The organism is Photobacterium frigidiphilum (assembly GCF_003025615.1).
Lineage (GTDB): Bacteria > Pseudomonadota > Gammaproteobacteria > Enterobacterales > Vibrionaceae > Photobacterium > Photobacterium frigidiphilum.
This window is the reverse complement of record NZ_PYMJ01000004.1, coordinates 30,918-55,845: the sequence shown is the minus strand read 5'-3', so window position 1 is coordinate 55,845 and position 24,928 is coordinate 30,918. Positions and strand designations below refer to the sequence as shown.

Here is a 24,928-nt window from a genome sequence, read left to right as displayed (position 1 = left end):
CAAAACTGCGGAGTAAAACGTGTCAACTTGATGTTTTTATACGAATTTGCAATGGTTCTCGATGAACTCCTGTGGTTTGCACACTATTATTGAACAGTCCACGTATGCAAAGCACGCTTTAGCTTTTTTTGAGAAAATTTATGTCATCTGAAATCAAGAAGCTAGCCCCCAAAGCAGATACTGCATGTTGCATATCATTATTTGAAGCGTTGAAGCGATCTTTACCCTTTTTGGTTCTCGTAAAATCATCTGCGTGATAACCAGCCCAATTCATTAGACTATATGCACGCGCAACGGCTGTTTGTGGTGTATCCTCGAAATAATCAGCAAGATTAAAACTACTATTCTCCAAGTTAAACGTCGCTTCGATAGCATGTACCACATCCTCCGCTTCAAGATTTTTAACTTCCAAAGCTTTGATGCCCGGCATATCTCTAAATTGCTGAGGTCCTAATTGTTGCTCACTATCAATTTCAGGAGCTTGCAACGAGGACGATTTTACTCTCAATTCATCCAATTGACTTTGCATGTTTACGAAATAGCTTTTTAACGGTTCATCAAGTTTTTCGACGTTAATCGAAGTCAATTGCGCTTCACAATTGGAAATTAGAGCACCCAAGTTAACCTTTAACTTCTCGTTGATTTCAGAAAAGCTCTCTTCAATCGGCAATCCCGAAATTTTACGAGAAGATAACTGGCTAACCTCCATTAAAGCAGTGATACCGAGGTCAGCATTTGATTGTTTGTTTTCTAGGTGCGCATACCATACATTTTCTGGTTCTTGGTTACTAAGTGTACGTGGTAATGGCTCAATATACTTAGCGTCTAATTCAGCTAGGGTATCGATATGTTCTTGACGATATTCAGCCTTTGAAATTTGCAAAATTTCATCAAGAGTAACATGAGAATAAACGACCACTATTTGTTCAGATTTTAGAACGTGTTTGAGTAGTCTGAATTGCTCATTTTGAGACTCTTCGATTCTACGTTGACGCAAATCACTCAATGTATTTTGATCTAAATAGATCAGGAAACTCATAGACCACCTCTATTTGTATAACGCTCAACATAAGTTTCAGCACGACTAACTCACCAAGCACATTGAACTCCACAGTAAAACGCGTCAACTTGATGTTTTATAGCTCACTGCAGCATCGCTTGCTCCCAAAGTGTAAAACCAACTCATTTTGATATTTCTTTACTACAGAGAAACCATGAATAGGCTGAAGCAAACTTTTAAGCTCTTCAGTTGACCTACCAGTAAGATATGAACCTCGATAGACAACTAATGAGGAAACGTCTGAATATGATGATGCTGTACCAAGTAAAATATTTAGCTTAACCATGCGTGCTAATTCTTCTTGATACATAAAAAACTTACGTAAATGTGTATTGTTTACTTGCTGTTTTTCAGAGCTATGAACAGTCAATACTTCATCAATCATTCGATTTAATCGACTTCTAGCCTCGATTGCATTATTCATGACTTCTAGCCATTCATTCTCTTCATTAGTCAATAAAAGTAAAAAAAACAGAGTACGTGCCTTATTATAATCAATAAATCCAGGCCACATTATGTCATCTCCACAAGCTAAGTGTGCCCGTTCAAATTGCTCACATGCTGACTTAAAATACATAATTGCATCTTCTTTATTTGATGGTGACATCAAACCTATTTTTTTACGTACTAATTTCACACCTTCGATAGAAAGAGCATCAATACCCTTTAGACCTAGTGACTCATTAATTAAGAACATTCCTTTCTTATTGTAATATAAACCTAGATAATTATGGTATATGGTCTTAGTAACAGGGTTACGAAGTATTGGTCCTCTTACATGAAGTAAATCTGCGTGAATATTGAAGCTTTTATCAGCAACAAAGCTTTGATATGAAATTACTGATTTAAATAACTTTATCGTTTCCGTAATTTGTATTGAATTCCCTTTACTAACTGCATGTAAAATTCCACGACGACGTTCCATCTCTGACAGAATAGAGCCCATACGTTTTCTATATACTTCTTTATCAATATCACTAGCATTAAACACTGCCGGAAAGAATACGATAAGGTCAACCATATATTGAAGAGTATCGGCAAATAAAACAGCCGTATCAGACTCTCTCTTTAGCTTAAGTTCTATGGATTTGAATAACTCTTTTTCTAAAGTTTTTTCATCATGACACTGAAAGCGTCTAACTAATTCAGGAACTGAAATTACATAATTTTCATTATCTAGTATATTTCCCTCCATTTTACTTATGTTATTTACACTATCTATCGATGTATAAGTTCTAACCGCAATAAAAAGAGCTAATACAGCGATACAGAACCCAACTATAGATATCGTAAAATTTAGTAGATCCTTGCCTTCTTTTATATAGTAAATCCAAATAGCAAATGCCGATGACAAAGCAACAAGAGCGGCAATCACAACATAAATAATTCTTATTGCTCTCATTTACATACCTCCATGTTAAATTTATTAGAGCTAACGCCGAACACTTACGAATCCCCACAAAATACCTTTGAAGTTCAATGAGTAGACACAAAGCTTGTCTACAAATCTAATGAATTAGCTCCAAATACAAAAATTCACAAGCAAGTTGTTTGATGTTCAAACATTACACGAACCTTCGGACAATCAATACCATGAGCCAAGTAAATCAACAGATATAACAAACCTAATTGGTGGTAATCATTCATGATTTTGTGGGGATTCCCCAGCGCCTACAATAAGGTGTGCCGACGTTGAACTAACAAAGCACACCGAACTTCATACCAAAACCGCCGAGTGTAACGCATCACCTTGATGGTTAGTTAAACAATTGTGCCGTGAATTTTTCAACAGGTTCAGGAAGAAGATCCTGCGGATGATCACCTCCAAATGTTGCTATCCCACTTGTGCCGTCAACAATAGCTGATTTAATTTCTGTTTGAGTCTCTACATCTATGACTGCAATTTTGACCGTTACCTTGTCAGGTTTAGCTGACCATTCTGTTGATCTATCTTCCCAATGCATTATTGTGGGATAAAATAAGTAATCGTATCCATCACGTTGTGCTGATTTTAAAGCCTCAGGAAACAACTCTGGTTTCCTTGCTATCTCAACGTTATGTAGCCTTTTAATTAAACTAGATTGAATTGTCTGGCTTAACATCATTCCAGAACCATCATAATGATGTTTACCGTATGAACCATCTTTCGACAATGCAATATAAACGGATTGTGTTGAATTGATTGTTGCCGTTATATTTGATTCAGTAACATTTAAACTATGTGAATCAGCACATCCCCAAAGAGAGGCTAGACACACTGCCATAATGATTTTTTTCATATATCCTCGATACTTAAAATAATGCATAACATTTTATTATGCGTAATTTTTGGTACAAAGTGTCATCGTAAGTTCTGACACAGACTTACCGTCAATACGATAACAATCCGACATTTCACCAATAACTTTAAAACCGTACTTCAAGTACAAGTTCTTCGCTGGAATATTGTTTGAAAGCACATTTAAATCAAGCCATTCAATACCTTCGGATTCTCGACAAAACTTGATGACCGACTCGATTAACTTTGCACCTAAACCTTGTTTTCTCGCACTTCCGTCAACACCCATGCCCAACATCACACGGTGAAACCTATACTCTTCGCTGTAATGACGTAGGTCTATGTGACCAATAATTTTTTCGTTTGTCTCTTTGACCATCCAGAGTTTTCGCCAACCAGCTTGACCCACACTTAATCCAAAACCATCACGAAACTTAGCTTTAAGTGGTTCGGTAACTACGCAGTGTTTTTTGGCCATAGGCTGGAAGAGTGGAAAATCGTCAGCAGCATTATCTAAAAGCTGCGTACCTAAATACTCAAAGAACGACTCTAAATCTGATAATTTTGCTTCTACTATATCCACGTATTCTCCTGATTACGCATAACGTCTAACACTTACGAATCCCCACAAAATACCTTTGTAGTTCAATAAGTAGACACGCACCTTACCTTCTGATCTAATGAATTCACCACAAACACAAAAGATTGGAAGTAAGATGCGTGATATTCAAATACTACACGAGTCGCTGGAAAATCAATGCCCTAACATTCACAAAAAGAGACTCAAATCACTCATGGACTCTGTGCAAGCATTGCTTAGCAATGATGCACTTACGCTTACTTTGCTTGGACGTTCGCTTCCTTCAAAGGCCAAAACGAAGCACTGTATTAAGCGCGTTGACCGTTTATTAGGTAACAATCACCTGCACCACGACAGACTCGATATTTATCGTTGGCACTGTCATCAATTTTGTTCGGTCAATCCACAACCTATTGTCTTTGATATTCGCGAATACGAACGACTCATGGTACTAAGAGCTTCTATTGCTGTAGAAGGACGTTCTGTTACGCTTTTCGAGCAAACTTTTACCTTTAAAAACTACAATTCTCCGCGCAGTCATCAGCAGTTTCTCGATAATTTCAACGCTGTTTTGCCTTCGCATATCATCCCCATTATCGTGACTGATGCTGGCTTTTGTAATACCTAAAAAACGTAAAGACCGACTAAAAGGTCGAGAGCATTTCTCCGCCCAAGCCGTCCATAAGAAGTCAGCACTAGAACCTTGGTTGCTGGCGACTAATCTCCCAACAGATATATTTTCATCTCGGTGTATCGTCAGGCTCTACACCAAACGTATGCAAATTGAAGAAACGTTCCGTGACTTAAAAAGTCCGCAATACGGTTTTGGCTTACGCCAAAGCCGAACCCATGATCCTAAACGGTTCGATATTTTGCTGCTCATTGGTCTGCTCGCTTTTATGATCTATTGGTGGTTTGGAATAATTGCAGAGCATAACGGTTGGCACCGTCATTTTCTGACAAATTCAGTAAAAGGCCGACGAGTTTTATCATTTTTTCGGCTAGGAAAAGAGGTCTTCCGACAGCTGGAATACCACATCAATGGATCAGTAATACGTTGGGCGCAATGAACTCTAATTCTAATGGCAAGGAACAGTTATCGTGCGTAAATTATGTGGGGATTCCCCAGCGTCTAACATAAGTTGCACCTCGGCTAACTTACCAAGCTCACTGAACTCCAAACCAAAACCGCCGAGTGTAAAGCATCACCTTGATGCATTTAGGCGATTTTGAAATCTTAGTGTATACATCCTAAATAGTTGATACCAAAACACTCTTTAGCATGTTCTCTTAGATCTTCCGAGCACGACTGAGCTACAAACAACCCAAAACCATCGACAAGAAAATATGGATTCGCAGGATCATCTGGATGTGGCGATAAGCCTTTAATATGAGTATTTTTACCAATTAATGAGTGACGTAGATCAGCCCATAACTCAAAACCGAGATCCAACATTTCTGTAGGATGATAGCCCGAATTTTCGCCTGCTTTTACTTTCTTTTTTATAATACCCATTTGTTCTAACAACATACCGCCTAAAGCATGAGAAGCATGATCTGCAACTTGGATACCAGCAAATTTTGTTGAGTCAGCCTTAAGGCACAACTCAACATTCAGTTCTCTTAATAACTTTTGATAATCATTTCTCATCTTTATATTGTCATCAAGGATTAACTTATGATTATCCGCTGGAATTAATTGTGATTCCAAAAGTTGAATAACTAATTCAGCACAATAATTTCCGAGATTATTACGATCGTTATGAGGCAAAACCACTAAACCGACCTTAACCTGTTCCATTAAACTTTTAATATACTCGCGTTGTATATTTGATACAGATGCATCAGATTTCTTTGCTGAGCTTTTGTATTCATCGATATCCGGTTCAAGTCCCATCGACTTCCATCTTTCACGTATACGTGGAGATAAGTCATAATTCGAAATAATTAAAGCCCCTATCATAAACTTTCCGTTATCACGTATTGACTCATCAAAATAGAAATATGGCATATAGCTCCTTTCGCCTAACATCTGTAGAAGGTGTGCCACGGCAAACTTACCAAGAACACCGAGCTTCATACCAAAACCGCGGAGTAAAACGCATCACCTTGCTTTGTTATATTTTGGCTTGAGTGCTAACAGCGTGACATGCAAAGAAAATTTTATTTTGTCGATAACCACCATCAAGCCAAGATGGATTTTCATCAACGATTAAACTAACTTCAGGATAACGTTTTAATAAATCGGCCTCATTGAACATACCCGAAACTCTAGACATGGCGTTTTTTGCAGGAAGCCTGAAATTAATAACTGTGCCATGCCAATTTGCTTTACTAATTACATTTTGTGCAATTTTACCGCAACAAACTACTACTTGGGGATTCAAAATAGGAAGAAGCTGTGACCATACTTCTGAAGACAATTGTTGAAGATTAAGATCAGGGTTTACATTCTCTTTTTTAGCTCCCCTTTGAGACCACAGGACTGCATTTGAAACACCGACTTCTAAAGCCTTAACTTGCAAAGATGCCTCAACAGCTAATTTCATGGAACCATCATCCCAAGGGTATACACCAACATAATCAGATGATGACCCTAACCGCTGTATACGCTGCTCTACAGACATTTCAGAAAGTATTTCTACGTAATCACCATTTGAAGATGATAAATTCTGGCTTTCAGCCAATACTAATATCCGATTCCATCGATGTGGGATGTACGGAATATAAGGTTCTTTAATCACAACATTTTCATCACTAGGAAGAACATATTGCTTGCAGATATCAATTAATTGTTCTTTTTCGTCCATGCTTACTCCAAAATATAACGTCTAACATAAGTTGCACCACAACTAACTCACCAAGCGCATCGAACTCCATACCAAAACTGCGGAGTAAAATATGTCAACTTAATGTTTTTTTGTGTTTTTTACCGACAATATCGCTAATACCTAGTTCTTAGCCACGTCATTCTTAGCGCGTAAATGCTCTAGGCATTCGTCAATGAATTCTGATGCCTTCTGCTTATATTCTGAACTTCCATCCATTGCAATGACCATATTAAACATTTCTATCGCTTTCTCGTAGGATAAATACCCATTATCGACATTGCCCACAAAAACATCATACTCTGCATCACTCATCAGGTGCAGCCCTTTTAGATAAAAAGCCAGAAGTGAAGGCTGGATAGATATTACTTTATCCATAATTTCGATTGCAATGTGGGCATTCTCACCATGATAGGTGATTATTTCTGAGTGTTTTATTAAGAAGTCCACATTATTGGGTTCTATTCCAAGAGCATGCTCAATTAATTCGCAAGCTTCCTCATCGTCTATATCAAGTGCAAAATATAGACAAGCTTTATGGAAATATGCGTTTGCAAAATCTGGTGACAACTCTATTACTTTTTCAAAGTCTTTAATTGCCTCATGTACATTTTCAACATCATTAGACCCACAGCACTCATCTGATTCAATATATTTCCCACCATAAAGAACCCCTCTTTGATAATAAGATTGAAATGAGTCAGGGGTTTCATCAATAAACGCTGTTAAGTACTTAACTTTAGACTTATTCACTACAATTACACCTTAAATATAAAAAACATAACATTTTATTCAACGAACCTAATGCGTATATCGCTCCTAAATCCGCAAATATACGCATCGAACATACGATCTGTGATCGTATATTTCACTTCAGAAATTACCTAAACCACACACAACTAACTTCAGTATGTAGAACCCTATAAATACGCTACCGCCCTCGGTATGCCCCCGTATTCGTGTTCACAAAATGTAGGCTGTATGATACCAACTGATTTGATATGTAACTTGATGAAAGTCTAATAAATTAGGCATTAATTTCCACCTTATAAGTCAACATACATTCGACATGCAATTTTCAGACATTCATTTATTAAGTTTATTCCTCCGAAACTGGGCTGGCTGATTCTTGTCAAAACGGTCATCAAACAGTAAACGCTTTAAAAAACACGATTAAGAAGATAAACAGTAAACTACTGTATAAACCTTCCTACAGACCGCTTAACTGGCGTGAAGTCACTCAACTATTCGATACTTTATTTCTCATTATTTCTGAATTTAAGCTGAAATTCGATTTTTCATGAAATCACCACCCATACAAAATCACACTAATAAACAATAAGATAGAACACACAACAATCTCTGCATCCCGAAAGTAATTTCCGTTAAGACATAAAAGTACAACAAAAAAACACTTGCATCCCCGCCCAAATAACACTACTGTACGTTCATACAGTACAGTATAGATACACAGTACTATTTAACCACTGGTATAAGGATGACAACCCATGACAGCATTATTAAATAACCTACAATCGGTTACTGCTTCTCAGGCATATAAATCAACCTTTACAACAAACTCTACCGTGCCTAAATACCAGTCGGTTAAATGCCCTATTGATGTTTCATTTACCGATGAGTCGCAAACTCAACTCGCCTACTTTCTACGTTTATTAAAGCAAGCGAGCTTGCAGAGCCGTTGGATTATGTTCATTGGCGATGAAGCGATGATTGATAAGAAGCTTCTTATAAGCGCAGGCGTTGATATTAGTAAGGTGCTAGTCTTAAAAAACAAAAAGTTGTTAGATGACCAAGCGTTGATGACAAAAGCATTAATTAGTGGCAATTGCAGTGCCGTTATTGCGGCGGGTAACATTACTAGTTTCCAAACAGATGCTATTCGCCAAGCATCAGAACAAGGTCAAACGCTAGCTTTTGTTATTAATCACGCGACAAAACATAAGGTTACCCTTCACTAATTCGCGATAAATGCTAAAAAAACGAATAGTGTTGTTGTTTAATCAAAATATCTGATTAAATTTTTGATCTGTAGCAATGAAAAGGGTTATCCACTGCTATTAAGTTAATCAATGTCACATAATTTCTGAAAATTATCAAAAAAGCACAATGAAATGCTTTATTATCTACGCCCTATAGTTATATACACCGGATTTTATTTTGGATAATAAACTTGGTTTAGGTGCGATGACCGCACTGGTAATAGGGTCTATGATTGGTGCGGGCGTCTTTAGCCTTCCTCAAAACATGGCTTCAGTGGCTAGCCCAGCAGCTGTAATGATTGGTTGGAGCATTACAGGTGTAGGCATGATTTTTCTCGCCCTCGCTTTCCAACATCTTTCCCACTTAAAACCAGAAATCGAAAGTGGCGTTTTTGGTTACGCCCAAGCAGGTTTTGGTGACTTCGTAGGCTTCTGTTCTGCATGGGGCTATTGGTTAAGCGCAATGCTTGCCAACGTTTCTTATTTAGTGATTGTCTTCAGCACGCTAGGTATGTTTTTCGATCAACCTGATATGATTTTATTTGGCGAAGGAAATACCTGGCTTGCTGTTGCGGGCTCCTCCATTTTATTATGGCTTGTACACGCCTTAGTACTTCGTGGTATTCAAACTGCTGCCATTATTAATATGGTAACAACCATCGCTAAACTTGTTCCCCTCTTTATGTTTATTGCTTTTGCCTTTGTAGCATTTAAGTGGGACACCTTTATTTTTGATTTTACTGGGCTTCATTTTGGTGAAGAGCATGATCTACTTTCTCAAGTAAAAAGTACCATGCTAATTACTGTCTGGGTATTCATTGGTATTGAAGGCGCTGTGGTTGTTTCAAGCCGAGCAAGACACCGTCGAGATATTGGTAGAGCAACCATTCTTGGCCTATTAACTGCTTTATCTATTTATGTACTTGTGACGCTGCTTTCTATGGGGGTTATTACCACTCAAGAGTTAGCGACTTATCACAACCCATCAATGGCACAAGTGCTCACGCATATCTTAGGCCCTTGGGGTGGGATTATTATTGGCTGTGGTTTGTTAATTTCAGTATGCGGAGCATTCTTAAGCTGGACTGTATTAGCCTCTGAAGCGCCCTATCTTGCCGCTAAAGATAAGATGTTCCCTAAATGCTTTACCACTCAAAATAAAGCGGGAAGCCCTGTAAAATCCCTTTTATTAACTAACGTCTGCATTCAAGTTTCATTGTTTTTCGTGATGTACGCAGGGGGAACGTATGACACCCTACTGGCCATCGCTTCTGAAATGATCTTAGTGCCTTATTTCTTAGTTGGTGCATATACATTGCAATTAGCTATCCAGACTAAAAATCGCGGTTCGCTGTTATTTGTTGGGATTTGTGCAAGTAGTTACGGCTTATGGCTTCTATATGCTTCGGGCTTAAATTACCTGCTACTTTCTGCATTACTTTACCTCCCTGGTTTGTATTTCTACGTCAAAGCTAAACGCGAACAAGGCGTAAAAGTATTCATTGGGAAAGAAAAAGCGGCGGCTGGTGTGCTAACCGTTGCTGCTTGTTTTGCAGTCGGTATGCTTTGGACGGGTATCTTATAATTCTGTTAATTTTACTCGTTCTAAAATAGCAGACACAAAAAAGCCAGCTTACAACTGGCTTTTCTTTTATCTACAAATGCAGATTTAGTGTTAGATCGTGGTATTAAATACTCACTCTTAACTGTTCGCTATTGTCTTCAATAAACCCAATGTGACACCCCGACTTCTCTTCAATTAATCGTAATTGTTCTTCATCCAAAGAATATGGCAAAGAAATCACAATCTCATCAATATGTTCTGAGCGCGCTAAGCGCAACAAACGCACAAGATTACTGGCATCACTCACATTGGTAGAAAGCACTTTTAATGCTTGCATTTGCAACTGTTCAGAAACACTTAACCCGCTAGGTAGAGATGACCTCCATGATATCTCAAACGCAGGTATACACGCTTTTATCGCATCTAAAAAAGTGAATCGATGCTTACAAGACGCAGATAAGAATAACGTGTAATCAAACACTACATTTTCTTTTTTTGAGGATGCGGCTAATATTTCCATATATCTCCTTAAAAGAAAAATCACTTACCTTTACTAATATGGCTAGTGCAATTAATTGCACTAGCCATTTACTATACGATTAAGTTGTTTAGAAGGTATTCTCAGTTTTAAAAAACTTGCACTGGATCTTACTTTTAGAGCATAAAAATCAATAATTAAATACAATGAAAACATACATTTAACAACCAACAAACCTAACCTGAACATATTTCACACGAAACGTATAATTCTCTCTTTTTTCGTAAGAGACATAATAACAACTAACATTAACTCCATTATTCACATTGACATTAATGCATAAGCTATTATTTTTATGGATATAATTATAAAATGAAGATGTTAAATACTTCCCTTCAAAAGCCATACATAAACAGAGCTGATGTATGGAGCTTAAACATATCATTTTATTACGCCCCTATAACGTTACTAGTATGTTATTGATATTATCAATGCGCATAAAAAAACCTCAGATACTATTAATGATTAATAGATTATCTGAGGCTTTTTAGATATTACTTACACACTATATTCTATGCTGTTGCTAATTGCTCTTGGTCTGATTTTTTCAAGACCGCATAGCTAATACCTGTTACCAATGTACCTGCCGCAATCGCCACTAAATACATAAGTGCTGGGCTAATCGCATTTGGAATAAGCAGAACAAACAGACCACCGTGTGGTGCCATTAGTTGCGCACCAAATAGCATCGACAATGCACCTGTTAACGCACCGCCTGCCATACAACATGGGATTACACGCATTGGATCGCGAGCTGCGAAAGGAATTGCACCTTCAGAGATAAAGCAAAGACCTAATACAAATGATGCTTTACCCGCTTCTGATTCGCTTGAGTTAAACTTACGTTTCGCAAGGAATGTGGCTAAACCCATACCCATCGCAGGTACCATACCCGCAGCCATTACTGCTGCCATTGGTGCATAAGTTTGTGACGCTAATAGACCCACACCAAATGTATATGCCGCTTTGTTTACTGGGCCACCAAGGTCGAAACACATCATACAGCCAAGAATAATACCCAGCAGTACCGCGTTGGCAGAACCCATGTTATTCAAGAATTCGGTTAAACCCGTCATTGCTGCAGCAACAGGGCCACCAACAACGTAAATCATGATTAAACCCGTGATTAAACTCGCAACAAGCGGAATAATCAGTATTGGTTTAAGTGCTTCCATCGATTGCGGTAGCTTCACTTTATCGGCTAAGAACTTCGCACTGTAACCAGCAAGGAAACCTGCAACAATACCGCCAAGGAAACCAGCCCCCGTTGAACTCGCTAACATACCGCCAATTAAACCAGGAGCTAAACCTGGGCGATCAGCAATAGAGAAAGCAATAAAGCCGGCAAGCACTGGAACCATTAGTGCGAAGGCTGAACCACCACCAATTGTCATTAATGCCGCTGCTAATGTGCCTTCTTCTTTAAAGGCTTCAATACCAAAAACAAAAGAGAGAGCAATAGATAAACCACCTGCAACAACCAGTGGCAACATGTGCGAAACACCCGTCATAAGGTGTTTATAGGCACCTGTTTTTTCTTGATTCTGAGCGCTAGAAGATGCACTGCCCGCTTCATGCTTGTATACCGATGCACTTGAAAAGGCTTTGTCCATTTCTTGCTTCGTTTTCTTCAGTGCTAAACCTGTGCTTGTTTTATACAGCTTTTTACCATCAAAGCGGGCTAAATCCACTTCGATATCAGCGGCAATGATCACAAGATCAGCAGCTGCAATTTCTTCATCGGTTAATTGGTTTTTAGCACCAACCGACCCACGAGTTTCAACTTTAATATCGTGACCTTGGCGCTGGCCTTCTTGCTCAAGCGCCTCAGCCGCCATGAACGTGTGTGCCACACCAGTAGGACACGCTGTAATAGCAACAATCTTCTTCTTTCCAGATGTATTACTAACAGCAGCCTCTGCATTTTTTAGTTCAGATGCTGACAACACAGCGGCCTTATCAACAGCAAGTTCTAAATAGGCTTTAGGATCCGAGAAACAGGCAGATACTGCTGATTGATAAACTTTTTTACCCGCAAAACGTGATGTGTCAACCGCAGTGCTCGCTGCAATAACAATGTAGTCTGCCGCTTTAATTTGTTCTGTTGTTAGTGATGTAGAAGCTGTAACGGTTGACTGACACTCAATGTCAGCATTCCATTTAAGCTCTGCTGCTGCTTTTTCTAATAAGCCAGCAGCAATTACGCTGTTGGCAATGCCACTAGGGCAAGCTGTTACGATTGCAATTTTCATGTTGATACCCTCATATCCGTGTTAGCACTTCACATTATTAATTGAATTATCCAGTTCGTTTGTACTTGCAAGTACACAACCAGAAATAGTGACTCTTTCTTTCATCGCATTCACCGCGTTAATGTCTTCAACGCCTACACCAACTTGGCTGACAGCTAAAGCAGAAAGCGCAGTTGCGAAACGAAGAGTTTCTTGTTTCGACCACTTATTGATATGTCCCCAGCACATTCCAGCCACCAGCGTGTCACCAGCACCAACGGTACTAACAACCTGCATTTTCGGTGGTTGCGAACGTAACCAGCCTTCATTATTCAGCCACATCACACCGTCTGCCCCTAAAGAAACCACTACATTAGCGATACCTTGTTCAGCCAGTTGTTCTGCAACCTCTGTAAAATCGTGTTCCGTTGTTAACTCTCGACCCGCCCACTGTGCAAGTTCTTCATCATTAGGCTTAACTAACCACGGGTTCTTGCTAAAGCCAGCGACCAATGCTGCTTTACTGCTATCAAAAAGCACCTTTTTGCCTTCTTGATGTAAACGTGCGATCCAATCGGCACATAATTCAGGTGTAATGCCTGCTGGTAAACTGCCTGCAATTACAAATACGTCGTGTGTTTTCGCTAATTCAAATAACGTCTGTTCAAATCGACTAATATCATCTTGTGATACAGCAACACCCGGAAAATTGATGTCACTGACTTTTCCCGTACTTTCAACAAGTTTTACATTAATGCGGCTAGCACCCTTTACACGAATAAACTTGTCTGTCGCGCCAATGTCTTCAAACAATTGGCAGAAAGGTTCTTGGTTATCGGCACCTAATAGCCCCGTAACCGTTACATCTGCACCTAATTCAGCCAGCACTTTTGCTACGTTAACGCCTTTGCCTGCAGGATGAAGGCTACCTTTGTTCACAACATTAACGGTGCCAAGGGACAATGAATCTAAACTGCCCGTTAAATCCAATGCTGGGTTTAACGTAACAGTAACGACTTTAGGCTTAATTACGCCTGTCGCTATAGTTGTAGTTGTAGCCGTCGTATCCATCATTATTTACCCTCTCCTAAACCATCTGCAATTGCTTGACCAATCGATTCAAGTGCAAGTTCAGCGTCATCACCTTGAGCGGTAAATTGCAGTTCGTGTCCACATTTCACACCCAGTGCAATCACTTTCATCAAGCTTTTCGCATTCGCAGGTTTGCCTTCACCGTTAAGATTAACCACCTGAATAGCGGAGGTAAATTTCTTCGCGACACTCACTAACATCGCACCAGGGCGAGCATGTAAGCCATGTGAATTACGAATTTTGAACGATGCTGTAGAGCCTTCTAAGGTTTCTTGAGTCAGTAAAGACACCACTTTTTCAGCATCTGCACTTGCCAACTTGTCGGCTTGCGCTGTATAGACAAGCTGCGTTATAAAGCCCAAATTTGATACATGTGCGCTGTTACACGCTGCCACCATAATCAAACCTTTAACGGCTTGACCATTCTCTTCAAACGCCACAGTAGGAGTAACAAAAGACAGTGCAGTACGTGACACATCTTGGTTACTTTTTGCCAACCAAATTCCCTGCCCTAAATGCGTAGCACCTGTTGCAATCGCATCTGCTACACAGCCATTACCTGCAAACTGGCGATTCTTAATAAGCCCAGCCGCAACCGCTGTTAGTTGAATCAAATCTGTAGCTGGAAATGCCAATTGAACAAGCTCTGTATCAAATTCAGCTTCTAGTTGCGCTTCACCATTTAAGATAGAAATGATGCCACTTTCACTCTCGCAATTTTTTAATTTATCTTCAACGCCATCAGCTGAAAGCACTTTCGTTAGCTGCTTCAAAATACCAAGATGTTCATCAGATTTCGCGGCAATACCAATCGCTAAATAAACCGTTTTGCCATTACCCCAGTTAACACCTTGTGGGAAATGATGCACTTTCACGCCTGTCTGCTTCACCAAACTGCGAGTATCTGTTGTACCGTGTGGAATCGCGATACCGTTACCTAAAAATGTGGAGTTCTGCGCTTCACGTGCAAGCATGCCATTCACATACCCAGCTTCTACTAGCCCTTGTGTTTCAAGGCTTGCTGCTAATGCTTTAATCGCATCTTCTTTATTGGTCGCGGTTTGCTTTAACTGAATATCGTTTTTAGATAGTGACAACATGTATTCACTCCACTGGTATTTTCTGTCTTCTATTTGTCTGATTAAGCGCTAATCACTGAGGTAAAAGTCTCTATTCATACCCAGTTAAAATGCCCATCGACACGTCGTATAATTATAAATTACTACTTCAACCTAAAAGCTGAATCGTTTCAGCATTTGGTGAAATTAAAAGTTTCAGTAAAGCCACTTAACATTTTAGAGCTTTGCTGAAACCTTTCAGCAGACATACTGAATCGTTTCAGCTATGATTGCAATTGTTCTATAAAGGATCATTTGCGATTATATGATCAAGCGCACAGATCTCTTTTTAATCTCTATTATAAGCAAACGATAAGAACTCATCATGACGTTAGATGAAATTGCAAAATTGGCTGGTGTATCTCGCACAACAGCTAGCTATGTCATTAATGGTAAAGCTAGCAAATATCGGATCAGTGAAAAAACACAAGTAAAGGTAATGGCTGTTGTTAATGAACATAACTTTCGCCCAGATCACGCTGCTACCTCTCTTCGTGCAGGCAGTAGCCGGTCGTTTGGTTTAATTATTCCCGATCTAGAAAACAGCAGTTATGCCAAATTAGCGAAATTGCTCGAAAGAAATGCGCGTAAAGCAGGCTATCAATTGATCATCTCGTGTTCTGATGATGATCCTGATACAGAAATGAAAGTTGCAGAAACACTGTTAAGCCGTCGTATCGATGCGCTGCTTGTCGCCAGTGTGCTTCCTGCTGATAATGCGTTTTATCCACGCATTCAAACTGGCGGCGTACCCGTTATTGCACTCGACCGTGCGTTAGACGATGAAATCTTTGCTAGTGTAATCAGTGAAGATTTAGAGGGAGCATTTGAGCTTACTCAGACCCTTCTCAATAAAGGTGTGAATAGTATTGGGCTGGTAGGAGCCGTACCTGAGTTAGGTGTATCGAAAGAACGTGAGCAAGGTTTTTTGACCGCGATTCGTCGTCATCAGCCAGATATCACCATGCACATTGCTTATGGCGATCATTTCAGCCAAGAACAAGGGCAAAAACAGGTGCAACAATGGATTGATTCAGGACACTTCCCTGATGCGATTCTCGCCACCTCTTATACTCTATTTGAAGGCATTCTTGATTGCTTACTGGCGAATCCCGAATTGATGTCAAAAATTCATTTAGCGACATTCGGTGACAACCGCTTATTGGATTTTTTACCCATTAAAATTCAATCGTTACCCCAACAGTTTGAGCTAATTGCAGACAACGCCCTAGAGTTAGCACTCAACGCTGCAGCAGGTCGCTACCGTACTGGTGTTGAAGTTGTACCAAGAAAGATAAAAAGACGATAACGTAAGAAAAACCTCAGAGAGTAATGTGAATAAGGATAATTCAGCCTATATTCACATTGCTCAGCTAACGTTATATATAGTAACAACCTTTATAGTAGCAACCTCAAGTAGAGTGCTTATCGGCATCTCTTAACTGTTTAAACGCCACTTTACTTAAACTAAAAAGCCGTTTCGCTTGATTGAGGTAATCGGTTTTATCACCCTCAATTCTTCGACGATTAAGCTGTGTATTAACGCCATCTTCATACGAAAATTGTAACAGCACCCCTATTTCATCGAGGTTAAATGCCGCTTTATTTTCACTCACGCACACCGGAATAATATGATCGGGAGATAACAATTCTTGGTTATATTCAACGGCGGCTTTAATGGTTTTAGCTTTGGCTGTTGTTGGCTGTTCTATGTTGTAAGGTGGTTGCCACTCTTGCACAGGCTGAAGGCGATCAACTTGATTGACCAAAGCCAATATCTGCGGTTTTTTTCGTGATCGGTTTTTCGGTTGTGTATAAAATTCATCAATCGCCGCTTTGAGATGAGTGTCTAATGTTCTGGCTGATTGATTGGCTTTGAGTACCCAAAAGACAAGATCACTGTTAGCAATTTGATCAACAATCAAAGCTTCTGTTTTAGGATTGCCATCAATACCAGGAAGATCGAGCAAATGGATCAGATCGACACCCTCGACTTCGCATTTATGAACATGAATACTGTCGGTTGAAGGAATGGCACTCACTTCTGCCACCATACTACCAACCACAGCATTCACCACTGACGATTTACCCGCACTCACTTGCCCGATAACAGCAACACGCAACGGTTCAATATTAGGTTCGACTCGCGCACGATCTTTAGTGACAACGTCACTCTCTGCGAGCTCTGCGTCTCTGGCTTTAAACCGCCCACTGTATAAATCGATTGCCACGGAAACCACTTCTTGTAACAGCGTCTTCTTCAAGCGATGTTGTACATCGATACTCACTTCATCAAAAAGCCGACCAACAATCTGACTTCTGGCTTCGGCAATCCAACCTGCAGGGGTAACGGCACGAAAGATACGATAGACGTCGTACGCTTTCTTCGCGGTGTCCATTTTGTCTTTGTGTGCATACCCTTGCTTGATAGTGGTTAGCTTTATTTTTTCTGAAAATGGGATATTTTCTTTAAGGAAGTGACGATAACGATGGCTTACCTCTTCTACCATCAATAAGAATTCTGGTGCTGTAAATGCTAAATCATGGGCGGTAGCATTGGGCGCATATTCGCGGGCAACGTGAGAGGCTAATTCGAAGCCATGTTCACGCAAACTGCCCCACTCATCATCGCTATCTAGTTTCTGCTGAATAGTCGTATTGAGTTTTTTCCACACTTGAAGATCAAACTCAGACCATTCTGCATTAGGTTCGACAGTGGCTTTCTCAAAGTCGTTATCAGTTAACGTATTCTGTTGTGAGCCGCCTTGTGCTTGCTTTTGCTTAAACTGCTCTTGTTCAAACAGGCGCTGTTTCGTCGCCCTTTGTTTCAAAAAAAGAAACGGCAAAAAGATAACGAGACAAAACGCGGCTGATAAGCCTAAAAATAACAGCCATTGCCCTTTTTCAAACAACGACACTGCACCAAAAACAGCCAAAATAATGAAGGGAATGAATATCGCAGTAATCATTAAAGGGACAAAGCCATGAGATAAACGGCTCAATAATCGATAATTATTTGTAAGCTGTTTCATCTCTTGCCCTGCTTCAATTCTGATTTCATATCGCTGGTATGCTTACTTTGGCGCTTTTCTAGCGTATCCGTTTTGTGCATTTCAGTTTCAGCGACATTTTTAATGCTTTCAAACGCTTGCTCAAAAACGGCTTTCATTTCTTCTTTTGTTACCGTTTCACCTTTACTCTTATGGTATAGGTACTTACATGCAGCACGACCAATCGCGTATGTCGATGAAAAGCTCATTGCAGCAGCTGTTGCACTACCGATAGTTTGACCATAAGCCGGAATGAATTTCACTAACTGCCGAATACCCAACTTCGAAAGATACTGCACCATAAAACCCGTGCCCAACGTGCCTATAAACTCAATGAAATCTTGTTTAGTCCACTCGATGCCGTATTGATTGCCTAAACTGTGTAGCATCTTCCCTTGTATCGCGGGCACCGAGACAAACCCGACAGCAGGAATAGCATCACTTGCACCGGCAGCGCCTGCATACCACAGCACCTCGGTTTTAAGTTTATTGAAATTACCTTCTTCACGAGAAATGTGTGCTTTGGTATTCGTGAACAAACTTAAAATCGGCAGCATCTCTGCCAAGGTAGTTTTCAGTGTATCAAGCCCAATTACGTCACCTGTTTCAGGTGAGAAATCAGCTTGAATAGACTGCACGCTCCCTCCCAAAACATGTTCAATTTGGGTTTGATTGTGCAAGATAGCTTGCTGTTGCTCGGTGTGAGAACCCAGTGAACTAATGGCGGTATGAACAATCAAAAAGTGCTTGATATCACCAGATTTTTTAATCTGTTTAAGCGCATTCAGTACATCACTTTGTTCTGGCTCTTCTGCTTTTAGTACCACAATTAAGGCATGGCTTCGATCTTTACAAGCTTGAATATCGTCATGAGGATCGTAATCAGATTCTGATAGCCCACGCGTATCAAGAAAGCACAGTAATGGGTTATCGACAGGATAATGATAGCTATGTGCCGTTTGGGTACAGGGTTTAAAACCATTACCAATTTCAACAGCTGAATTACCCGTTAAGGCTTGAATCAAGGTCGACTTACCCGCGCCCGTTTTACCCAACAACCACAATGTGGGTAAATGCTGCTGCCATTCTGTGAATGCGGGCTCGATATTAGGGTTCACCGACGGATTCATGTAGCTAAATACTTTCTTGAAAAAGCTATTCATTGCCATAAGGGGTTCTTATTCTCTACTTACGTGATGCATATACCCAAGTTACCTCAAGATGCTCGTTTCAGCGAGAATTTGTTGGCTATAGCAAACCAACGGAATAACATCTAAGTAACTGCAAAAGGTAATATTTATACCTATAAGGCATAACGGGGCTAATCCATCAGCCCTGTATACTCAAGCGTTTATTACTCTGCTAAAAATCCACCCGTTTGATACGCCCATAACTGCGAATAGATACCTTGCTTTTCAAGTAATTCTTGGTGTGTTCCCTGCTCTACCACTTGCCCGTTGTCCATCACAATTAATCTGTCCATCGCCGCAATGGTTGATAAACGGTGGGCTATCGCGATCACTGTTTTACCTTCCATTAACGCTTCAAGGTTTTCCTGAATGGCTGATTCAACTTCTGAATCAAGCGCAGACGTTGCTTCGTCCATAATTAGGATAGGTGCATTTTTTAATAATACGCGAGCGATGGCTATACGTTGGCGCTGACCGCCAGATAACTTAACGCCGCGTTCTCCAACTTCAACGTCGTAACCAATGTTGCCCTGTTCATCTTTTAGATCTGCGATAAAGTCATGTGCATGAGCCTGTTGAGCAGAATTGATCAACGCTTGTTCGTCGGCATCCGGATCGCCATACAAAATGTTTTCTCGAATTGAGCGATGAAGCAAAGAAGTATCCTGAGTGATCATACCAATTTGTTTACGCAAAGACTCTTGGCTAACCTCAGCAATATTCTGACCATCGATGCTTATGGTACCAGATTGAATATCGTAGAATCGCAGAAGCAAGTTCACCAAGCTCGACTTACCAGCACCAGAACGCCCTACAATACCGACTTTTTCACCCGGCTTAAGTACTAAGTTAAGGTTCTCGAATACTTGCTTGTCATCATTGTAGTTAAAACCAACATGATTGAAGTGAATTGCACCTTCATTAACAACGAGTGATTCTGCATTTGGTACATCTTTAATTTCAACATCGTTAGAAATGGTATTCATACCATCTACAACCGTACCAATATTCTCAAACAACGCACTCACTTCCCACATAATCCATTTGGACATGCCCTGAACTCTCAGCGCAATGCTGATAGCTACGGCAATCACACCAACAGTCACTGCTTCATCCAACCAAAGCGTGACAGATAAGGCCGCGATGGAGAAAAGCAGTAAGTAGTTAATAGCGTCAACACTGAATAACAAGCAAGTTACCATGCGCATCTGGCGATACACGGTTTTAAGAAACTGCTTCAAACTACTTTCTGCGTAATCAATCTCTCGTTGAGAATGCGCAAACAGCTTCACTGTTGTGATATTGGTGTAACTATCTACGATTCTTCCTGTCATGATAGAACGAGCATCCGCCTGATCTATGGCGACTTTTTTCATTCTCGGAATGAAATACAGCTGAACAAATACATAGCAAATAAGCCAAATAGCAATCGGTAACATCAGTAACATGTCCGACTCACCCATCATCCAAATCATCGAGATGAAGTAGACTGAAATGTATATCAATACATCCATCAACTTCATGACAGTTTCACGCACGGCAAGCGCACTTTGCATCACTTTCGTTGCAACACGACCAGCAAAATCGCGCTGGAAAAATCCAACACTTTGCTTAAGCAAGTAGCGGTGCACCGACCAACGAATAGACATTGGGTAATTACCAAGCAAAGTCTGATGCATGATCATCGAATGAAAAAACCCCAAAACAGGCATGATGACAGCCACTAGAAATAGCATCGTTTTTATCTGATCGCCCTGATCAAGCCAGAAGGTGATACGATCTTGAGTGCTTAAAATATCGACAAGTTCACCCATATAACGTAGCAAGGTGACTTCAGCTATCGCAATTAGCGCACTTAAGATAGACATCACCACCAACGGGATTTCAAACCCTTTGGTGTAATGACGGCAAAAGCCAAAAATCGACTTTGGGGGCTGTTGCGGCTCATCCGACGGGAATGGCTTTGTGAAACTTTCAAACCAGCGAAACATTACTTTACCAAATTGTATTAACTCGAGATGACAATCATTATCATTACTAAAGTGCATTTATATAGTGATTCTTTTTTTACCTCACAATTACGTGACCCAGATCACACTAACGCAACCATAGTGCATAACCAACACCCCTACCAAAATCAAATTTGATACAGAATTATTATGAACCAAGCATGCAAACACGATCTATATCTCATTTTTAGTTAAGACTAGAGTCATTATTTTGTGATCTAAATCAATAGCAGGTCTATCTTTTTCTTCGCGGCTTATTTACAATTCACACAAAAGGCAATGATAGTAGTTATCATTGCGCTTTCCAGGTAAATTGACCATTAAAACAATACTGTTTGTTAGGGACAAGTAGCTTTGCAAATGCGCTCTGAGACAGATTGAAAATAATAAAGTAACAATTTGAAATGAGGGATTCATGGATACTTTTAAATTAAGGCAGCTGAGTTTGTCGATAAAACAAGGATTTGCTGTCGGAACAGTTGCACTGCTGCCGTTCACATTCCCACTAGCCAATGCTGCTGATCAAAGTGACCTTGAGCAAATGGAAACCATAGTGGTAACCGCTCAAGCGCTTAAAGTAGAAACACCCGCTCAGGAAACCCCTAAATCCGTATCGATCATAACGGAAGAGGAATTGAAAACGCGTGCACCACAAAAATTAGATGAAGCACTCCGTTATACTTCTGGTGTAACTGCACAGCCTTACGGTTCAGACAATGATACCGACTGGTTTAAAGTGCGTGGTTTTGATGCTGCGACCTACCTTGATGGCAACCGCTTATTCCGCGATGGTTATTACACCTGGTTGCTAGAGCCTTATGGCCTACAACAAGTAGAAGTCATTAAAGGGCCTTCTGCAATTTTATTTGGTGAAGCACCTTCAGGCGGTGTGGTCAACGCAGTGCAGAAAAAACCGACCTACACACCACAAGGTGAAGTGAAAGTTGAAGTGGGCAATAATAACGCCCAATCTATCGGCTTCGATATTTCTGATGAAGCCAACGAGAGCGGCTCAATGCGCTACCGTTTAGTCGGTTTGATGAAAAGCGCAGATGGCGAGTTAGATCATTCAGAAAGTGAGCGTTTCTATCTGGCACCAAGCCTTGAGATCGATATATCTGATCGCACAATGCTGACCTTAATGGCGACATACCTGAAAGATGATGGCACACCTACGAACGGTTTCTTCCCAGCAGCTGGTACGCTTATCGATTCTGATTTTGGTAAGATTGATCCATCAACCAACCTTGGCGAGCCTGGTTATGATACTTACGAACGCACACAAATCTCGGTCGGCTACCTACTAGAACACGATTACAATGACACATGGTCACTGTCACAAAACCTAAACTACGGTTACAACGACTTATTACTTCGCAGCGTTTACGCATTCCCAAATTCTGATCCTACTGCTTCTGAATTAGCACGCGGCGTCGTATTTCGTGATGGACACAACCAGAGCATTACGATGGACAACAACGCGGTTGCTAGCTGGTTTAGTGATCGTTCAGAGCACACTGCGCTTATAGGTGTAGACCTGCAATATCACGAAACAGAGGGTGAAGAACAAGACAGCTTCGCCTTTAGTTCAATTAACCCTTGGAACCCTGACTATGGTAACTACACTCCGCTAGATCCCGCTAACAACATTGATCGTAAAATCACAAAATCACAAGCAAGTATTTACTCGCAGTATCAAATAAAGTTTGATTCTCAGTGGATAGGTTTAGTTGGTGCTCGTTACGACTGGGGGCAAACAGAAAACAAAAGTATAAAAGGCGATCAAGATGAATCACGCGATGATGGTCAATTATCACTAAATGCTGGCGCAATGTACTTAGCTGAAAACGGTCTATCCCCTTACGCAAGCTATGCCCAATCTTTTGAAGTATTAAGTACAATAGATCCAAGTACAGGCAAACTATACAAACCACTTGAAGGAGACCAAGTTGAGGTGGGTGTGAAGTATGAACCAAGCTTTATGGACGGTTACGTTAACCTCGCGTGGTTTGATATTACCCAGAAAAATGCGCTGGTAACCAATCCTAACACCTTTGTAGCCACACAGACTGGTGAATTGACGTCATCAGGTATAGAAGTGGAAACTGTTAGCCAAGTTACCAAAAGCATAAAAGTATCTGCTGCTTATACGTACACAGACGCGAAGACTGACGATACCGGTGGTCAGGGTAAGAAACAAGCAGGTCTGATCCCGGAACATGCAGCATCAGCATGGGTTGACTATAATGCCTCACTTGCTGGCATCCAAGGGCTCAATATTGGTACAGGTGTTCGCTACATTGGTGAGTCAAAAGACAGCCCAGCAAGCAGTAACCTAACCGTACCGAGCGCGACACTATGGGATGCAGCCGTCACTTACGACATTACATCTCAATGGCAAGCACAGCTTAACGTCAACAACATCTTTGATGAAGAGTATGTCTCGGGTTGTGATTACTACTGCTACTACGGACAGTCTAGAACAGTCATGCTAAACGCGAACTACCGCTGGTAATCAAGCATTCACCCTCAACAATATGAGGGTGAATTTTTTACACGCGAGTATGTGTCTATTGGTATAGAACAATAAGAAAAACGAATGTATAAGCTCTCTAATATTCAAATGGTTCGTGGTGGACGTTCGATTCTTGAGGTAGATTCCTTACAGATTCCAACCTCTGAGTTAACGGTAGTACTTGGTCACAACGGATCAGGCAAGTCGACGCTGGTGAGTTTACTGTCTGGGCAACAAGCACCAGATTCAGGCCTAGTGGAACTCAATGGACACAGCCTTACAGGTTACAAAACAAAAGACTTAGCAAAACAAGTGGCTTTTCTGCCACAGAAATTACCCACTTCCGCCGGACTAACCGTTAAAGAGCTCGTCAAGTTGGGCCGTTTCCCATGGCGAGGTACACTCGGCCGTTGGAACGCAGAAGACAGCCATATTATTGATGAATCCATTGCTAAAACAGGCGTAGAGGCATTTGCTCATACCTTAGCCGACGAATTATCAGGTGGTGAACGCCAAAGAGCATGGGTTGCGATGTTATTAGCACAACAGTCCCCTATTTTGATTCTTGATGAACCAACATCAGCACTAGATATTCAGCACCAATACCAATTGATGAATCTACTGGCCGAACTTAACCAAACTCAACATGTTGGAGTGATTGTGATTTTACACGATCTGAATTTAGCGCTTCGTTATGCCACTCATATCGTCGCCCTAAAGAATGGTAAGATCGCATTTGAAGGACAATCTAACATATTACTGGACGAACAACGGCTGTCTGATCTTTATGAATCGACGATCAGGTTGATCGACCATCCCGAGCCCTCTAAAAAGAACGGTAATAATAAGGTTGCTATTGTATGCGCTTAAGCCGC

The 24,928-nt window shown here is 40.6% G+C and carries 19 protein-coding genes and 1 pseudogene; 6 read left to right on the top strand and 14 right to left on the bottom strand.

Translation table 11 applies throughout. The annotated features are described in order from the left end of the window. Positions 1 to 118: 118 nt before the first annotated feature. The 4 genes from C9J12_RS05120 to C9J12_RS05105 all read right to left on the bottom strand — a co-directional run bounded on the left by C9J12_RS05120 (position 119) and on the right by C9J12_RS05105 (position 3,921). Positions 119 to 1,039, bottom strand: a complete 921-nt coding sequence (locus C9J12_RS05120) for a hypothetical protein (protein ID WP_227876281.1) — start codon at positions 1,037 to 1,039, stop codon at positions 119 to 121. A gap of 97 nt (positions 1,040 to 1,136) precedes the next feature. Further along, positions 1,137 to 2,462 carry a hypothetical protein gene (locus tag C9J12_RS05115; protein ID WP_107241737.1) on the bottom strand — a complete coding sequence of 442 codons (1,326 nt, stop codon included), beginning with the start codon at positions 2,460 to 2,462 and terminating at the stop codon, positions 1,137 to 1,139. A 355-nt stretch (positions 2,463 to 2,817) separates the two neighbouring features. After that, positions 2,818 to 3,339 carry a DUF4823 domain-containing protein gene (locus tag C9J12_RS05110; protein ID WP_107241736.1) on the bottom strand — a complete coding sequence of 174 codons (522 nt, stop codon included), beginning with the start codon at positions 3,337 to 3,339 and terminating at the stop codon, positions 2,818 to 2,820. Between the two features lie 36 nt (positions 3,340 to 3,375). Continuing rightward, positions 3,376 to 3,921 (bottom strand): GNAT family N-acetyltransferase, encoded by a 546-nt coding sequence (locus tag C9J12_RS05105; protein WP_107241735.1) that lies wholly within the window; start codon positions 3,919 to 3,921, stop codon positions 3,376 to 3,378. A 133-nt stretch (positions 3,922 to 4,054) separates the two neighbouring features. On the opposite strand from C9J12_RS05105, the pseudogene C9J12_RS05100 reads away from it, so the two are divergent. Next, a pseudogene (locus C9J12_RS05100) lies at positions 4,055 to 4,988 on the top strand (IS4 family transposase). 167 nt (positions 4,989 to 5,155) lie between these two features. Here the strand turns inward: C9J12_RS05100 and C9J12_RS05095 are convergent. From C9J12_RS05095 to C9J12_RS05085, 3 genes are all read right to left on the bottom strand, one after another. Beyond that, on the bottom strand, positions 5,156 to 5,998 hold the full coding sequence (locus C9J12_RS05095) for a DUF3800 domain-containing protein (RefSeq protein WP_107241734.1): 843 nt from the start codon (positions 5,996 to 5,998) through the stop codon (positions 5,156 to 5,158). Between the two features lie 37 nt (positions 5,999 to 6,035). Further along, positions 6,036 to 6,728, bottom strand: a complete 693-nt coding sequence (locus C9J12_RS05090; protein WP_107241733.1) for a hypothetical protein — start codon at positions 6,726 to 6,728, stop codon at positions 6,036 to 6,038. A gap of 141 nt (positions 6,729 to 6,869) precedes the next feature. Then, positions 6,870 to 7,499, bottom strand: a complete 630-nt coding sequence (locus C9J12_RS05085; RefSeq protein WP_107241732.1) for a tetratricopeptide repeat protein — start codon at positions 7,497 to 7,499, stop codon at positions 6,870 to 6,872. A 755-nt stretch (positions 7,500 to 8,254) separates the two neighbouring features. Here C9J12_RS05085 and C9J12_RS05080 point away from each other — a divergent pair. Both C9J12_RS05080 and C9J12_RS05075 read left to right on the top strand, forming a co-directional pair. Next, a complete protein-coding gene (locus C9J12_RS05080) occupies positions 8,255 to 8,725 on the top strand; it encodes a cell division inhibitor SulA (RefSeq protein ID WP_107241731.1) in 471 nt (156 codons plus the stop codon). Positions 8,726 to 8,924: 199 nt separating this feature from the next. Beyond that, positions 8,925 to 10,331 carry a basic amino acid/polyamine antiporter gene (locus C9J12_RS05075; RefSeq protein ID WP_107241730.1) on the top strand — a complete coding sequence of 469 codons (1,407 nt, stop codon included), beginning with the start codon at positions 8,925 to 8,927 and terminating at the stop codon, positions 10,329 to 10,331. Positions 10,332 to 10,434: 103 nt separating this feature from the next. On the opposite strand, the gene C9J12_RS05070 is transcribed toward C9J12_RS05075, so the two are convergent. From C9J12_RS05070 to fruB, 4 genes are all read right to left on the bottom strand, one after another. Further along, a complete protein-coding gene (locus C9J12_RS05070) occupies positions 10,435 to 10,830 on the bottom strand; it encodes a RuvC family protein (RefSeq protein WP_107241729.1) in 396 nt (131 codons plus the stop codon). A gap of 530 nt (positions 10,831 to 11,360) precedes the next feature. Further along, positions 11,361 to 13,100, bottom strand: coding sequence for a PTS fructose transporter subunit IIBC (fruA, locus tag C9J12_RS05065; RefSeq protein WP_107241728.1), 1,740 nt, complete (start codon positions 13,098 to 13,100; stop codon positions 11,361 to 11,363). Between the two features lie 21 nt (positions 13,101 to 13,121). Continuing rightward, positions 13,122 to 14,150: a 1-phosphofructokinase gene (gene pfkB / locus C9J12_RS05060; RefSeq protein WP_107241924.1), complete on the bottom strand. Its 1,029-nt coding sequence runs from the start codon at positions 14,148 to 14,150 to the stop codon at positions 13,122 to 13,124. A gap of 2 nt (positions 14,151 to 14,152) precedes the next feature. Continuing rightward, positions 14,153 to 15,271, bottom strand: coding sequence for a fused PTS fructose transporter subunit IIA/HPr protein (gene fruB / locus C9J12_RS05055; protein WP_107241727.1), 1,119 nt, complete (start codon positions 15,269 to 15,271; stop codon positions 14,153 to 14,155). Positions 15,272 to 15,614: 343 nt separating this feature from the next. On the opposite strand from fruB, the gene cra reads away from it, so the two are divergent. Further along, complete coding sequence (gene cra / locus C9J12_RS05050) at positions 15,615 to 16,598, top strand: catabolite repressor/activator (protein WP_107241726.1); 984 nt, start codon at positions 15,615 to 15,617, stop codon at positions 16,596 to 16,598. 103 nt (positions 16,599 to 16,701) lie between these two features. On the opposite strand, the gene C9J12_RS05045 is transcribed toward cra, so the two are convergent. The 3 genes from C9J12_RS05045 to C9J12_RS05035 all read right to left on the bottom strand — a co-directional run bounded on the left by C9J12_RS05045 (position 16,702) and on the right by C9J12_RS05035 (position 21,520). Next, a complete protein-coding gene (locus C9J12_RS05045) occupies positions 16,702 to 18,321 on the bottom strand; it encodes a GTPase family protein (RefSeq protein ID WP_107241725.1) in 1,620 nt (539 codons plus the stop codon). Further along, positions 18,318 to 19,502 carry a YcjF family protein gene (locus C9J12_RS05040; RefSeq protein WP_170111725.1) on the bottom strand — a complete coding sequence of 395 codons (1,185 nt, stop codon included), beginning with the start codon at positions 19,500 to 19,502 and terminating at the stop codon, positions 18,318 to 18,320. Before C9J12_RS05040 ends, C9J12_RS05045 begins: the two co-directional genes overlap by 4 nt. Before the next feature lie 191 nt (positions 19,503 to 19,693). Beyond that, on the bottom strand, positions 19,694 to 21,520 hold the full coding sequence (locus C9J12_RS05035) for an ABC transporter ATP-binding protein (protein WP_107241923.1): 1,827 nt from the start codon (positions 21,518 to 21,520) through the stop codon (positions 19,694 to 19,696). A 433-nt stretch (positions 21,521 to 21,953) separates the two neighbouring features. Here C9J12_RS05035 and C9J12_RS05030 point away from each other — a divergent pair, with 433 nt between their 5' ends. Together C9J12_RS05030 and C9J12_RS05025 are read left to right on the top strand one after the other, a co-directional pair. Next, the gene (locus C9J12_RS05030) at positions 21,954 to 24,053 is read left to right on the top strand and encodes a TonB-dependent siderophore receptor (protein ID WP_107241723.1); all 2,100 of its coding nucleotides are present in this window, start codon (positions 21,954 to 21,956) and stop codon (positions 24,051 to 24,053) included. A gap of 84 nt (positions 24,054 to 24,137) precedes the next feature. Then, on the top strand, positions 24,138 to 24,923 hold the full coding sequence (locus tag C9J12_RS05025; RefSeq protein WP_107241722.1) for an ABC transporter ATP-binding protein: 786 nt from the start codon (positions 24,138 to 24,140) through the stop codon (positions 24,921 to 24,923). Positions 24,924 to 24,928: the final 5 nt, after the last annotated feature.

What these genes read in the sequence shown, in the direction of transcription:
- C9J12_RS05120 (WP_227876281.1), bottom strand. Translation starts at nt 1,039, where the DNA reads ATGAGTTTCCTGATCTATTTAGATCAAAATACATTGAGTGATTTGCGT.
- C9J12_RS05115 (WP_107241737.1), bottom strand. Translation starts at nt 2,462, where the DNA reads ATGAGAGCAATAAGAATTATTTATGTTGTGATTGCCGCTCTTGTTGCT.
- C9J12_RS05110 (WP_107241736.1), bottom strand. Translation starts at nt 3,339, where the DNA reads ATGAAAAAAATCATTATGGCAGTGTGTCTAGCCTCTCTTTGGGGATGT.
- C9J12_RS05095 (WP_107241734.1), bottom strand. Translation starts at nt 5,998, where the DNA reads ATGAAGCTCGGTGTTCTTGGTAAGTTTGCCGTGGCACACCTTCTACAG.
- C9J12_RS05090 (WP_107241733.1), bottom strand. Translation starts at nt 6,728, where the DNA reads ATGGACGAAAAAGAACAATTAATTGATATCTGCAAGCAATATGTTCTT.
- C9J12_RS05080 (WP_107241731.1), top strand. Translation starts at nt 8,255, where the DNA reads ATGACAGCATTATTAAATAACCTACAATCGGTTACTGCTTCTCAGGCA.
- C9J12_RS05070 (WP_107241729.1), bottom strand. Translation starts at nt 10,830, where the DNA reads ATGGAAATATTAGCCGCATCCTCAAAAAAAGAAAATGTAGTGTTTGAT.
- fruA (WP_107241728.1), bottom strand. Translation starts at nt 13,100, where the DNA reads ATGAAAATTGCAATCGTAACAGCTTGCCCTAGTGGCATTGCCAACAGC.
- pfkB (WP_107241924.1), bottom strand. Translation starts at nt 14,150, where the DNA reads ATGGATACGACGGCTACAACTACAACTATAGCGACAGGCGTAATTAAG.
- fruB (WP_107241727.1), bottom strand. Translation starts at nt 15,271, where the DNA reads ATGTTGTCACTATCTAAAAACGATATTCAGTTAAAGCAAACCGCGACC.
- cra (WP_107241726.1), top strand. Translation starts at nt 15,615, where the DNA reads ATGACGTTAGATGAAATTGCAAAATTGGCTGGTGTATCTCGCACAACA.
- C9J12_RS05045 (WP_107241725.1), bottom strand. Translation starts at nt 18,321, where the DNA reads ATGAAACAGCTTACAAATAATTATCGATTATTGAGCCGTTTATCTCAT.
- C9J12_RS05040 (WP_170111725.1), bottom strand. Translation starts at nt 19,502, where the DNA reads ATGAATAGCTTTTTCAAGAAAGTATTTAGCTACATGAATCCGTCGGTG.
- C9J12_RS05035 (WP_107241923.1), bottom strand. Translation starts at nt 21,520, where the DNA reads ATGTTTCGCTGGTTTGAAAGTTTCACAAAGCCATTCCCGTCGGATGAG.
- C9J12_RS05030 (WP_107241723.1), top strand. Translation starts at nt 21,954, where the DNA reads ATGGATACTTTTAAATTAAGGCAGCTGAGTTTGTCGATAAAACAAGGA.
- C9J12_RS05025 (WP_107241722.1), top strand. Translation starts at nt 24,138, where the DNA reads ATGTATAAGCTCTCTAATATTCAAATGGTTCGTGGTGGACGTTCGATT.